The sequence below is a fragment of the Mycobacterium sp. 94-17 genome (assembly GCF_035617725.1).
GTDB lineage: Bacteria > Actinomycetota > Actinomycetes > Mycobacteriales > Mycobacteriaceae > Mycobacterium.
This window is the reverse complement of the sequence record NZ_JAPIYN010000019.1, coordinates 32,136-45,320: the sequence shown is the minus strand read 5'-3', so window position 1 is coordinate 45,320 and position 13,185 is coordinate 32,136. Positions and strand designations below refer to the sequence as shown.

The 13,185-nt window shown below is 58.9% G+C and carries 8 protein-coding genes; 2 read left to right on the top strand and 6 right to left on the bottom strand.

Features of this window, described 5'->3' with window-relative positions; all coding sequences use genetic code 11:
- Positions 1-96: 96 nt before the first annotated feature.
- Entirely contained in the window at positions 97-1,560 is a 1,464-nt protein-coding gene (locus OQ789_RS19940; protein ID WP_324687846.1) for a metallophosphoesterase, read from the top strand.
- Between the two features lie 1,010 nt (positions 1,561-2,570).
- Here the strand turns inward: OQ789_RS19940 and OQ789_RS19935 are convergent.
- The 5 genes from OQ789_RS19935 to OQ789_RS19915 all read right to left on the bottom strand — a co-directional run bounded on the left by OQ789_RS19935 (position 2,571) and on the right by OQ789_RS19915 (position 10,027).
- A complete protein-coding gene (locus OQ789_RS19935) occupies positions 2,571-3,179 on the bottom strand; it encodes a hypothetical protein (protein ID WP_324687845.1) in 609 nt (202 codons plus the stop codon).
- A 103-nt stretch (positions 3,180-3,282) separates the two neighbouring features.
- The gene (locus OQ789_RS19930) at positions 3,283-4,260 is read right to left on the bottom strand and encodes a restriction endonuclease subunit S (RefSeq protein WP_324687844.1); all 978 of its coding nucleotides are present in this window, start codon (positions 4,258-4,260) and stop codon (positions 3,283-3,285) included.
- A gap of 395 nt (positions 4,261-4,655) precedes the next feature.
- A complete protein-coding gene (locus tag OQ789_RS19925; RefSeq protein ID WP_324687843.1) occupies positions 4,656-6,098 on the bottom strand; it encodes a class I SAM-dependent DNA methyltransferase in 1,443 nt (480 codons plus the stop codon).
- Positions 6,095-8,689: a type I restriction-modification enzyme R subunit C-terminal domain-containing protein gene (locus OQ789_RS19920; protein WP_324687842.1), complete on the bottom strand. Its 2,595-nt coding sequence runs from the start codon at positions 8,687-8,689 to the stop codon at positions 6,095-6,097. Before OQ789_RS19920 ends, OQ789_RS19925 begins: the two co-directional genes overlap by 4 nt.
- A 636-nt stretch (positions 8,690-9,325) precedes the next feature.
- On the bottom strand, positions 9,326-10,027 hold the full coding sequence (locus tag OQ789_RS19915) for a hypothetical protein (protein ID WP_324687841.1): 702 nt from the start codon (positions 10,025-10,027) through the stop codon (positions 9,326-9,328).
- A gap of 361 nt (positions 10,028-10,388) precedes the next feature.
- Between OQ789_RS19915 and OQ789_RS19910 the strand changes: the two genes are divergently transcribed.
- Positions 10,389-10,979 carry a recombinase family protein gene (locus OQ789_RS19910; RefSeq protein ID WP_324687840.1) on the top strand — a complete coding sequence of 197 codons (591 nt, stop codon included), beginning with the start codon at positions 10,389-10,391 and terminating at the stop codon, positions 10,977-10,979.
- 1,200 nt (positions 10,980-12,179) lie between these two features.
- Here the strand turns inward: OQ789_RS19910 and OQ789_RS19905 are convergent.
- On the bottom strand, positions 12,180-13,157 hold the full coding sequence (locus tag OQ789_RS19905) for an AAA family ATPase (protein WP_324687839.1): 978 nt from the start codon (positions 13,155-13,157) through the stop codon (positions 12,180-12,182).
- Positions 13,158-13,185: the final 28 nt, after the last annotated feature.

Here is a 13,185-nt window from a genome sequence, read left to right as displayed (position 1 = left end):
CCAGCCTGCCGCGCGGTCGCGCCTTCGCATCTCGGGCACGCATCGGGCAGTGGAAATCCAACGATTCGGGGGCAGACGGGGACTAACATACGACGAGTGGCGGAACCCAAAGAGCCCGTGCCAAGTGGCCGGTCGCTGAGGATCATTCACCTGTCCGACATTCACTTCGGGAATCACCATCGATTCGGCGGCGAGATAACAGCCGCGGGTGACTACGTGGGCGGAGATGGCTTCCCGACGCTCGCGGAGTCGATCCGCGAGGACCTAGCGAGCGTCGAAGGCGAAGCACCCCAGATCGTCTGCATAACTGGCGACTTGACCGAGATAGCGTCAGGGGACGAGTTCAACCTGGCTCGAGGGTTTTGCAAGGCACTTTGCGACGGCGCTACAGCCCTCGGACCATTGTCTGTCGTACCGGGTAATCATGACGTCCTCTGGGAGAAAAACGAGAGGGAAGACAGGATGAGGCCATGGGGCCAATTCCTAACCGAACTCCGCGGTGAATACGACGACTGGAGCCATAACCAGCGCGATGCTCGGGTCCGAGCTGACCTCATCGAATCACACGGCGTAATAATCGCCGAAGTAAACTCCGCTGCATTTGTCGAGAAAAACACCCCTGACACGCATCGAGGTCGAGTGAGCATAAGCGCTCTGGACCATTTGAACACGCAGCTTTCCGATCTTGAAAAGCTTAATCGTGAAGTCTTCAAGTCGTGCATCAAGATCGCACTTGTCCACCACCATCCGATTCTCATCCCAGACCTCGCAGAGCCCGGCCGGGGGTACGACTCAATCCACAACGGTGTACGCCTATTGCGGATCCTCCGCCATTATCGATTTCATTTACTTTTGCACGGCCACAAACATGTGCCGTTCACGTTTACTGAGGACTCATTGTCCGCGCAAGAAAGTAAACCGCCGTACCCAATATTCGTCGTATGTGGTGGCTCCGCATCGAGCAATGAACTTTCCGATGATCGCCCGCCAATCAATTGCTACAACCGAATCGAGGTCAAATGGCTGCCTGACGCACGACAGTACCGGTGTCGCGTTGAGACTCGCCAGCTCATCCGGACGAACAATAGGGGGGTGCCGCTGATCCCCACAAATTGGACCTGGCGGGAAATTTCCCGCGACGACCGATCGTTCTCCCCAGATCGGATCTTCTCCGGGAACGTGCCGCCATGGCGCTCGTTCGTAGCGGATGAGGATCAATTCTATGAGTCCCGCCGAACAAAGGAGTACGGACTCAACCGCGGCGTTTTCCCCATCCTTGCGGTCCGACCGAACTTAACGCCGGGCCAGGTCTCCGAAGCTATCGTCGAGCTTCGATACCATCGGCCGCCAAAAAATGTTGAGCCCACGCAAATTAAATCGGTCCGCTGGTCGGCAGGCCCCAACCACGCTGTGTATGAACTGAACAAAGATTACGCGCCCCAGTTCCGCGCCGCTTTCGCCTACTACAACTCCATGCTCATTCAAGCGTCAGTCACCTGGGAAGACGATTATGAAGCAGACCTGTTCATCTATGCACAACGGGAGCAGGTCGAGCAATGACCCGCATTGCAGTGATCGGGCCTCAATTACTGCATCCCAGGCAGCCCAACGATTACAAATTCGGGGGCCCGCTCACTTTCCGGAGACCGGATATTAGTCCCCTCGTAGCTGAAATTTACGGCGCGGCCATCCGGTCGGCCCGCGAATTCGACGTCGAATTATCGTTGCCCATCGCCCAGGAGCGCGATCCTCGCGCAGCCTGGATTAACGCAGCTCAACGCCTCGCCAACGCCAACGGGGTGGTTGCGATATTCGTTGGGCGTAGCCAAGCGATACCCACAGAGGCATCCCTAGCGCAACAGATGGGACTGCCGTTGGTCATCGCTGCTGTGGACAAATACTTCACCGGCCCGTTTGAGCAACAAGGCGTCCCAATAATCGACGCTCAGTTCGGGGCGAGCGGGGTCGCACGAGCGATCGAGATACTGCTGGGGCGCGGGACGCTCCCTGGGGCACCTGCCTACTAGGCCATCGCCCGTTTATCTGGTTCAGGCCCCCGAAACCCGGCCAGCAACTAAGCAGCCGCGATAACCAAGTGCCATCGGACGACCGAGCAGAAAGGGTGCACCGATAGCTCAGCGGACGATTGACGCCACGGCCTGGGCTTCAAGATCACTTGCCGTCACAATCACCGTCGGAGCGCCGACCACAAGAAATAGTCAATTTCGCGGTACTTCCGGGAGCCGTGCGGCTGCGCTTCACTACCACCAGCGACGCCGCGGCGTTGGGATCTCGCGGACTGGCAGCTCCCACGGTGCCAGAGGACGATCAACGACGGGCCGGACCGATTCAGGAGTTACGGGCTCGTCGTTGTGTTCGCGCTCGTAGATGTCGGCATGAATCGTGTCCCCATAGTGTTTGAGCCTGTCGATCAACTTGGCCAGGAGGATGTCGAGTCGCCTAACCTCGGCTTCTGCCGCAGTTAGACGTTCATAGAACGTTACCGATCGGTGGCCGCACCAATGCCGCAGCAGCTCGTGATAGGGCCGCACACGTTTCCGGTACCACCTTTACTCCCACTCGGGCGTTGACGTCCGCTCGTCACCGTCCAAGCCCCTGTATTCGCGGCCGCGCTTACAGTGCTCCCGTGCCTCGGCCTCACTCGCCATAACCTTGTCCAGCACTGGAACTGGGTTGGCACGGCAAGCGTATTCAGCGATCAATAATGTTCCGTCGGCGCACAGTTCGGTGACACCGTCATGTTCAAACCAGTCGACCCGCTCAAGGACACCAACGAGCGGCCGCCGAATGATCTCCTCCAGCGCTGCCCTATCCCGCACTGTTGCCCCATTTTTGACGAGCGAGTCATAATATGTCGCAACGTGTTCCGGGATCAGGACTGAGAATACCTCTTCGACCGCCCACTCCTCGGTTTCATCGAGGGAAGCCTCACCGAGGCGTTGCCAGTTGGCCATAAGTTCGTCGTATGCGGAAACCTCGCTCCATGGCCGGGGCAGTCGGGCAGCCGGAACGTTCTCGCGCATACCGACTTTGCTCCCGTCGAGGAACTCGATGTCTACACGAGTGGTCTGTTTCCGCTTCTCAATGCCCACAATCTTGACGCGTTCAGAACGGCTGTAAGTTCTTGCCCGATAGATCCACTCGTCACCGACGTTCATACACTCGTTCTTCTCCGCCTTATCGGACGCCTCCCCCTAGCGACCGCAACTCGGCTAATCGAGTCGCCGTCGAGATTCGCGGCGAGAGGCCATCGCGCCATTTTCACGTGGAGAGCTCTCCACGAAATGCCTTGGCTAGAATCGCCTGCTTGCATTGCCCGACGCGATGTTCGGCAGCATCAATCCGCTGACTGAGTTCATTCGCGGCATCAAGGAGGGCTTCGGCTTTTATTACGATTTCTCGTTGCTCTTCGAGAGGAGGTAACGCGATGGGGGTTGCACGGAGCTGATCGAAGCTGAGATGGGGCCGCCCTTCACCATAAATGCAATCGGCAAAATAATGTTGGCCATGCTGGAGCGAGCTGAACCAAAGGTTCAGATAAGCAGAACATTCGGGAACGGCAGGTCGTGCCAACGCAACGCTCTGGCAGACGAAGTGCTCCGGGCGGTCATCGACCACGGTTCCTACGTCACCTGTGTTAGCTCCAACGATCGTGATGAGCAAATCACCTTTCTGGATCTGGGATCGATTGCGACTCGGATCGTCGGGCGGAGGATCGACCAGCTGCCGGAAGGACCAGTCGAGGGCCCCCGGTCGAACATTTTGCGCCATCACGAAGGTTCCGCGCCCCCGTCCGTAGTACTTAGACCAGTCCCGGGAGCCGCTAGTGATTCTCGTTGTGATCGCATCGAGGCTCACGAGCCTCCATGAAGGCGGTATCTCAGCGCTGTTATCGATGTCTGCTGGAAGGACTGCAGCCTTGCGGCACACTTCCCCACGTCGTCGCGTCGCTTCCGCCACTAAAGATTCGGCAACCGGCCCACCGCCGTGCTGTACCTCGCGCCAGTCAGCGGTTAGGCGGCCAGAGCAGGCCGCGACCAGGATGGCGTGACGGAACCGCGCCATTGCGCGGCGAGCAGAGTTGGCATGGCTTGCCGCGTCTTCGCGCCTAACATCGAGTCGCTCGACGGATTCTGCGATTGCGAGCTGCTCTTCGATGTCGGGAACGGTCAGCCGCAACGTACCGAGGTTTTTGCGCGAGATCCGTTGACGCGTGGTTCCGCGGACGAACTCCTGCATTGATTCTCGAAACCCGGGCGCGTTAATGGCTTTGACTAGCCACTCGGGTCGTACTCTCTTCGGATTAGGCCGAAGGATGCAAACATCGACGGCAGTTACAGCAGGTTGTCCTACACCAGGGAAGATGCACGCACGGCCCAGTGGCTCCGGCATCCGAGCCACGAGGACATCACCGGGTTCGAGGAACGTGCAGCGGAGCTCCTTGGCCTTGCTACGTGTCAGGAAGCGAGACGACCGGTCGCGAAACACGCCGTCACCGATGTCAGCGAGTTGAATTAACCGAACATCGCCATGCGGATCTTGGTCCGCCGATTCTACCCAGTCGCCGTCAACGAACACACCATCGCTCAATAGCTGGGACAGTGTGACGTCCTGGGATGGAGAACTTGCGGCCGTCACAGGCCGCCTCCATTGCCGTTGCCTTCAATGCCGTTGCCTTCAAGGAGATGCTGGATGTTGGCAAGGCCATCTAGAGCGAGCCGGAGCTCCTCCATCGCCTCGGTGATCAGTTCCTCCGGCTCGGGGAACTCATCGGGATCATCGAGTTCCTCGTCGCGGATCCACTTGAAAGCATCGAGCTTATAATACTTTTCCTTGATCTCGTCGAGAGAGAAGCAGCGCCAGCGCCCTTCAGCCGAGTCAGCTTCTGAGCGCGTGCGACGTCCGTTGGGGTCCTCGCCGTAACACTTCTCAAATTCGCCGAAATGCTTGGCGGTTAACGGCCGACTCTTTTTGGTTATCTTTGGGACGTTGGCCCGAGCGTCGTAGATCCATGTTCGCTCAGTCGGGGAGCCCTTGGTGAAGAAGATGACGTAAGTCTTGGTTCCTGCGGTGTAAGGACTGAAAGTGCCGCGCGGACAACGCAGCACGGTATGGACGTCGCAATCCTCCATGAGAACCTGGAACACTTCACCGGCCTGCTCAGCGAAGAGCACGTTGTCGGGAACCACGACGGCCGCTCGTCCACCGTGCTTGAGGATCGTGAGGACGTGCTGGATGAAGTTGAGCTGCTTATTGCGGGTCTGGATGACGAAGTCTTCGCGGTCTGGTGCCTGACTGCCACCCTTGGTACCAAACGGCGGATTCGTCAGCACGATGTCGTAGCGATGACTGCTAGGAACTTCGTAGATGGAGTCGGTGAGCGAGATGTGCGGTTCGACCTGGTGCAGGTAAAGATTCATCAGTGCCAGTCGGCGCGGTCGAGGCACGAAATCCTGACCGAAGTAGGTGCTGGTTCGGACGCGGCGAGCAGTCTCACGGTCAAGAGCACCGCCAACGGTTTGGTCCTTGAGCCACTCGTAGGCGGCAACCAAAAATCCGCCAGTGCCACAGGCGGGGTCGTCGATGGTGAAATCTTTGCTAGCCCGTGGATCAGGCTTGATGCAGCGCACCATGCTCTGAATAAGCAGTCGCGGCGTGAAGTACTGGCCTGCGCCCTTTTTGCTTTCGCTGGCGGCCTTTTCGAGAAGCCCCTCGAACACCGCCGCCTTGATGTCGGTGTCGATCGAGGTCCACTCAGTCTCGTCGATCAGGCCGATCAGCTTGGCTAGGTTGACTGGGTTGGCGAACCGGCTCTGCGACCCGCTGAAAATGTCGCCAAGGATGCCCCGCTCTTTACCCAAGATGCGGAGAGCCTCGACGTAGACGTCCAGTAAGTCCGTACCGCTCTGCCTGCGCAAATACGGCCAGTTGGTCTGAGCTGGTAAATCGATGCCACGCTCGTCAGCCATCTTGATAAACAGCAGATACGTCAGCTGTTCGATGTAGTCGCCGTAGTCAATCCCGTCATGCCGTAGGACGTGGCAAAACCCCCAAAGTCTTCCTACAACATCGGTCATGCGGCGACGAGCTCCTCATTCAATTGGTCGAGCAGCTCAGCGAGCTGCCCGTCGAAGGTTCGGTTGGCACGGCCCCACCCCCCGCGATCGGCGAGCACAGGTATGTCCGCGAAATCTTCCCGTTCTATCGAAAGGTTCTGTACGAGGTGGTGCCGGATGTGTTCCATCCACTTTGCCTGCTCATCGGTCAGCTTTCGATTGGCTGTAACGCGCGCGAATGCGACGTCAACCCGCTCTTCGGCGGTTAGCAGTGGTGCCGTTTCCATGGCGGCTCTTTTGACCATCGATATGATGTCGACAAGTGCCTTGTGGTGTGCGGTCTGGAACGCTCGTTGCAAGTTAGCCTCAGTGAAGTGTTCCGGTGCTAGAGCGAGCTTTTCGCGTAACTCACGCAACGCATCGGCGCCCCAGTCCTGGGGACGCGATAGCAAGATTCCAACAGCTCGGATCTCCTCCGAGTGCTCCTCGATGAATTGTTGGAACAGCTGTAGGTAGTCTTCAGGCCGGTATTCCTTGCCGATACCCGCCTTAATGAGCCATTCCGACCCAACGCGGTCACTTACACCTGGAGCCACGATGAAGGTGCGCTCGGCGCGGGGGTAATCAGTGAGGAGCCTGAGGAAGTCCTCATCGCGGAGGATCTTCAACGTACTACCGAAGTCGCCGCGCAGCTTGGCGGGCAGCTCCTCAGCCAAGCGGCCAATGTCGCCATCCGCAATGAAACGGGCGAACAAGTCCCGGGCGTCACCGCTCATGTTCTTGTCGATGCGCTGCAGTCGCTTGACCAACCTTCGGGTGTTGTAATCGCGATCTCGGTTCTGCCAGATCTCCTCGATGATCTGGCGGATCGGTTTGCCGTCACCCTCGGGCGGCTCGACGGTCATCCCAGTCGTCTTGCGGAAATATTCAATCAGGGTGCCGTCAAAGCAGTCGAACACAACGAAGTTCGTTTTGGGCGGCAGTAGGTCGGTCGAGCGGCGCGTGCCACGGCCTAGCATCTGCTCGAACAGGATGCGGGACTTAACCGGTCGCAGGAATACCAGAAACTCAAGGTCCGGAATATCAACTCCCGTAGTGAGAAGATCCACGGTGACAACAATTTTCGGATTCGGCCGGTTACGAAATTCGCGGATCTTCTGCAATGGGCGGTCTACACGGCCGGTAATCTTTGCAACCAACGCCTCACCGCGGCCAAAGATGTCGCGCCCGAGAGCTACGAGCTGGTCGGCGTGGGACGTGTGGGGCAGGTCGTTGGCTGCGAAGACGAGTGTCTTTGGGAATCGGCCCGTTTCGGCTTCATGCGCTTCGGCGTAGCGCCTGATCTCCTCCAGAATTTTACGGTTCGAGTCGGGGGCGGTGATGCTGCGCTCCACCTGCGAAGCATCGAAGGCTCGCTCGTCTTCCAAGAGATCTAGCTGTCGTACTCCGGTATCCGGGTCCACTTGGTCAACCTGCTCCCCCTCGTTGAGGAATAGGCCGTTCATCCGTACGTCGCTGTAGATCCGGACCACGTCGTAATCAACCAGGTAGCCCTCGCGGACAGCTCGTTCGTAGTCATACCGATAAACAAGATGTTCGAAGTAGGCCATCGTATGCGCCGCCGGTGTGGCGGTCAGGCCGATCTTGACGGCATCGAACCAGTCAAGCGTATTGCGCCAGACTGAAAACTCCTTAGCTGAATAACCGCGGTGGCACTCGTCGGCGACGATCAGGTCGAAAGAGTGAATTGGGATGTTGAGCGCGTCGGCATCCTCATCGCCACCGTCAACTTCGCCGAAGCGAATTCCGGCCTCGCGTCCGAAGAGGTTAATGCTCATGCGCTGGATGGTCGACACGTAGACGAATGCGTCCCCGAGCTTCGGATCAGTGAGTAGCGAGTTCGGCATGACGCTCGGGTCAAACTTTTCGTCCTTGCCGAAGTCGTTCTGCTGGAAGTGTTGAGAGTAAACCGGATAGATCTTGTCGAACTTCAGTCCTGGCTCGGCCTCGAAGCTGGCGAACGCGCGAACCGTCTGAGCGGCCAGCGCGCGGCGGTCGACGAGGAACAGCACCCGTCGTGCCACACCGGACTTCATCAGCCGGTAGATCTCGTTGACGGTCATTAAGGTCTTGCCGGTGCCTGTCGCCATCGTCACCAGCATCTTGCGGTGCCGATCGGCGATCGCCTGTTCGATGGCCGTGTTCGCCTCGACCTGGTAGGGACGAATCCCCTCGCGCACCGGGATCCTCCGCAACGCCGACATCTCAGCGTCGACATCTCGCTTCACGAGCTCCCGCAAAGCTTCGGGGGTGTGAAACCCTGACACTATTCGCGAGCGATTCAGCGGCTCCCGGACATCGTGAAACCAAATTTCCTCGCCGTTGGTCGAGTAGAGGAACGGCACTCCGAATTTTCCCTGATACCGCACATCGCTTGGGATGGCCCGGGCATAACGCTCCGCCTGGGGCAGTACCCCCTGCGGACCACTCGCGACCTTCTTAGCCTCCACGACACCAACAAGACGCCCCCGTCCGGTGAGAACGTAGTCGGCGGGACCTAATTCAGTAGGCCACTCCTCTACCGCCTTCTCCGCTGAGATGGTGTTAAGCATCGAAGAGTCGAAGGGCGTGACGGTCCATCCCGCTGCGGTTAGCCTCGGATCAATACGTTGCTTCCGAGTATTTGACTCAGTCTCCATCTGTTGCCTTGGAGTGCAGCAAGGTCACCTTCATTGCTAATAGTCGTCGTCGATTAGATGGCGCAGGAACACACGTACGCAGCAAAAGTCTCGAGAAGGAAGCAGGTGTGGTCGGCCACGAATGCGAGCCTAAATGAAGCAGACTACCGCTCGGAGTGGATTGCTGAGCCTTCGCGCGAAGGATGTTCGCACAACCCGATCGCATAGAAGTGAGATGGAGGGCACAGTCCTAGCAAGCTCCTCAGGTGACCAGCTTGGTCTTTGGAGCCGGAGCGGAACCGAGTGGGGGTCGCGAACCCCAAAACCCGTACATGATCGGGCACCCACATAACGAGCCGGTCAATCAGGCGGCGGCGGGGGTATACCCCCGTGGGGGTGCAGCGGGCGCGTGCCGGACGCGGCGGGCGCTGCCTGGAACAGTGGTGTCCGACGAACTGGCACTCCGCACGGCGCCAGCTAGTGAGGCGGACTGAGGATGCTGCGGCTCCGACACACCATCTACTCGCTTGCCGAGTGTCCTCTGTATCCCCATCATCTGAGGTGGCATGGTCATCTGAGCTGGCCACGGCCCCACCCCCACAAGCGCCATTCAACAACATCTGCAGATGTGTTGGCTTCGTACGCGACTTGCCGCGCAAGTTCGATGTACCGCTCGTAATCAGCGACCGATTCCCTCTGCCAAGGTTCTTCCGTCAGCGTGTTGAGAGCTTCAATGACGTCGTCGTCCATGATCAGGGGTTGAGGCATCAACCTGTGCGATTTGGCATCCCATCCGGCGAAGTACAGAAACTTGGTAAAAAAGGATGAGGCTAGGTAAGGAAGATTCAGTCGCCCCTTTGGCCCCAACATCGCCTTGTATGCGCTGAGCGCGCCCTCGCCTCGAACGAGCGCCAAGGCCTTTTTGAGCCGTTCAGGGGCTTCACTGTTTGAGAGCGGCCTAAACGCACGGTATGTGATCGCGCCGGGTTTCGCTCCCCACACAGCTGCCGCGGCGTGAAGTTGTGCTGCCGCCCAATCATCGTTTGGGTTGAGGACAGCGCGCTCGGCGGTGGTGAACACTAGCCTCCGGTCAATCCTGATGCGCCCGTGACTAATTGGTAAAGCGTCGAATTCCTGAGGCCATAAGCGGCTATCAGGCAGTGCGTTCTTGATGATCGACGGGTCGCGAGTGAATCCCTGATCGAGTAGCTCTTCACGGTCGGGCGGCCCATCATCGCCGAATAGCACGGCGGCTAGTTCGGTCGCCGTCATCGCAGCCTGAATCCGTGCGCTGCCGCGCGGAAATCTTGCATGGTCAACTCCTTCCAGTGTGGGGCCACCCAATGTCGGCTCGTATTGTGCGTCGGTGGGTCGACAAGCGGGCTGTAATCGAGAAGATAATCGTGGCCGGAGCCAGAGGACCTTCGCTGACTGGCTGCAACACCACGGCTCGTAGCCGTCAAGCCGCCCGACAGCACGCTGCTTCTCGACGCAATCTCAGATCTAATGATTTGAGACAGGATGGCTGAGGTTGACTGCCGCTTATAAACTGCCAGCCCGCCATGTCTCAAAATATGCCTCAAAAGCGCCATCTCAAATTTACACGTTATGAGACTTATGAGACACTTATTGCATGGCAACGATCACCGCTCCCGCCGCGACCGGAACCCAACTCGGCTACGCCCGAGTCAGTACGGGTCATCAGTCGCTCGACCAACAAGTCGATGCATTAATCGCAGCGGGTGTCGACGCCAGCCGGGTCTACTCAGACAAACTCTCGGGAACCTCGACGCGTGAGCATCGACCCGGTCTAGCTGCGCTCCTGGACTACGCCCGCGAAGGTGATGCCATTGTCGTAGTCGGCATAGACCGCTTGGGCCGCAACGCGGCTGAGGTTATGACGACTATTCGCGAACTCGGCGAGCGCGGAATCGTTCTCCGGTCCCTCCGTGAAGGCATCGACACCTCGAACGCTACAGGCCGGATGGTGGCAGGAGTGCTGGCGAGCTTGGCCGAGTTAGAACTTGAGTTAGGTCGCGAACGCCGTGCGGCGGCCCGTGAGGCGCGGCGGGCGCGTGGCCAAAACATCGGACGGCCCAGGGCGCTCGACGACAAGAAATCCGCCCTAGCCCAACGCATGCACGCCAGCGGCGAATCAGCAGGAACGATTGCAGCGACAATGGGGGTTAGCAGGGCGACCATCTACCGCGTGCTCGCAGGCTAGGTCACCAAGGAGCGCTGATTACAGCCCATACCTCAGATCTCGACGCAGCAACCGCGAGACGACAACTTCTGGAACTGCCTTCGAGTCGAGTGACTTAACAGCGCCTGCGGGATCTAATCCAGTCGAGTCCGTCACGCTTCGAGAAGTAATTGCATCGACCGATTTTCGTGGGAACAATTTCACGTCGCATTACGGCGTACTTGATAGAGCGCCGGGTCACCGGAACTTCTTCGTCGTAGCGTAGGTACTCGAACAACCGTTGCTCTGTGAGGTTGGGCTTGTCGAGGTCGCATAGATACCCCATGCCCCAGACTGTATCTGGTCAACGAGCCCCTTCCCGGCCCTCTAGATTTGCATAATCGAGTGCCCAGTCGTGCGGCACATGATCAGCTAGATCGAACCCAACTGACGCATGAGTTCTTCCCCTTCGTAGCTAGCCTTTGTCGGGACGAAGTCCACAAAAGACCGCTCTCCCCTTAGAAGGCAGCGCCTCCCATGGCGCTGCCGACTGTTGCGAGCCCCTCTCATGGGGGCTCGCTTCCGGTTCGTGTTCGCTGAGAAGATGTACCTGTCTTCGATAGAGAACAGGGGCCGGGGTCGTCGGGACGCTTTCGGAGTCCCTTCTCCCCCCTCAGGAGAAGACCGAGCCCGCCAGGGCGAGGCCTTTGACCTCTACCGGTTGCGAGCCCCCTCCGACTGGGGCTCGCCCCAGGATCGCGTTCGCGATCCCGAATGGGTTATGAGCCGCTTCTGGCGGCTCTTTGTCGGGATCGCTATATGAGCGATCCCTCTAGGGAAAGACCGAGCCAATCGCGAGGTCTACGACCTCTCCGAAATAGGAGACCGAGCCCGAAGCGAGGTTTCCGACCTCTTCTGGTCGGGTCGGGGCTCTTCCGGCCCCGCCCTCCGAGAGAAGGACCGAGCCACCAGGCGAGGGCCTTCCGGTGTGGGGCCTCCAGGCCCTCTTGGAGTTGGAGAGCGCCCGCCCAGGCGCTCGATCTATCGGTCCTCGGTCGGTCGGTCGATTCACTCCCTCCTCCGTCGTCCCTTGGTCTCTTTCTCTCCCCGCATCTGCCGATACGGGTCGAGTGGGGGTAAGAACCGACCGATAGGGAGGTTCTATAGGGGGCTACCACTACCACCTTGACCAGCAGAAACATGGCTAAGTGGTAGTAGCACACTACCACCCCTGACCTGCAGTTACCTTTTCAGCGACCATACGGTGCTACCACCTTTTGAGGCCCGGCTGAGCATCTTGGACAACGGTCCTTTGAGCAAGTGTTGGCGCCGGGTGGAAGCCTTAATCCCGGGAAACTCTCTCGCGATCCGATCCGCTACTTGGTTCATGCTTACGCCCTGGCATTTGTCGACCACCCAGTGGGCAATCTCTGCGTTGTCGTCGAGCCGATCGGGTGACCTGTTCGACTTCGGCGTGGGTTGGACCTCTGCCAGCTTGTACTCAACGGCGGCCCCGCGAGCGGTGCCGTGGACGACTACATCGGGAAAGCGACCGAAGTTACCTTCACGGGTGAGTGTCCGACGCTCCCCGCTACCGGTTATGTGAATACCGTGCCGCCGCCAAGCTTTGTAAGCGGTCGGCCCCATCGGGTCTCTGCGACCACTTTTGTCGCTGTGGTGAATGACCACGACCGGAGTGCCTTCCGCGATGATCAGCCCCAGTGGCCGAAGGATCGCATTTGGATCCGCTTCATTGATCGTTCCCTCCTCGATTGCACCGGTGATGTTGTCGAACACCAGCAGGGGGCACTCCATGGATGTGGCTAGCTCCTCGATTGCTCCCCATCGCTCTGGCGAAAATCTGATGATCTCCCAGTTATCTACGCCAAGTTCGACGGCCTTCTTGGCCCACTGGATCTCATCGGACGGATCCGTTACCACGATTGCCACAGGACCGGTCCTGGAGGTCGAAACCTCTGCGCCAAGCCACGCATCGCGTCGTGATACCGCTGCCGCCATGCTGGCTACTAGGGAGGATTTTCCGCACTCTGGTTGGCCGGTGACCATAGTGGCCGACGAGACTAGCCACTCATCGATGAGCCAGTCCGGCCCTGCCGACTCAAGTACTTCCCTGATCGTTCTTGCACCTGCGCGGAAGCGGAGATAGCTCATCTCCCCCTCAGGGGTCAGGTAGCCATCGTCATCGATGTAGCGGTTCAATGTGTCCGTCCTGTCGTGTCGATCCACT